Origin of the sequence: Candidatus Viridilinea mediisalina, from assembly GCF_002532535.1 — a bacterium.
Taxonomy (GTDB): Bacteria; Chloroflexota; Chloroflexia; order Chloroflexales; family Chloroflexaceae; genus Viridilinea; species Viridilinea mediisalina.
Window position 1 is genome coordinate 1 of the sequence record NZ_NQWI01000330.1, and the last position, 549, is coordinate 549.

Annotated in this window: 1 pseudogene; it reads right to left on the reverse strand. The window is 56.1% G+C overall.

Annotation, left to right across the window (positions count from 1 at the left end):
- Positions 1-549: pseudogene (locus CJ255_RS23980) on the reverse strand (hypothetical protein); the annotation flags it as partial.

Below are 549 nucleotides of genomic sequence, written 5' to 3' on the forward strand. Positions count from 1 at the left end.
CTCAACACTCTCGATATGCTCAACGGTGTCAGCAAGCAATTGGAGCAGTGCAACATCCTCGATAGCGGCAACCTCGCACATCAGGGCTTCGCCTTCGGTGCCAAACTTGCACTTCAAGGAGAGGCGGATGCCAGTCAGCAGACCCTGCTGGGCCAGTTGGCGGCCCTGCTGCAAGCCCTGCTGGGCCAGTTGACGACCCTGCCGCAAGCCCTTTTGCAGACCGATCTGTTCACCCTCTTGTAGTCCGATTTGCTTACCTTTTTGCAGACCGATCTGTTCACCCTTTTGCAGGCCGATCTGTTCACCCTTTTGCAGGCCGATCTGTTCACCCTTTTGCAGGCCCTGCTCAATCAACTCTTCAGCAATCGTACCCATGAGCGCACCTCCCAAGGGAATGGTTGTTCCTACCACGTCAATGATCTCTTGCAGCGTCACATGCTTGCCGGCGGCAGCGAGGTAGCGCAGCAGCGTTAGCATATCGTCCCGACCGGAGGTCTGATCACAAAAACTATACCATAGTTCAACCACCTCGGGCAGGCGCTCGATCAG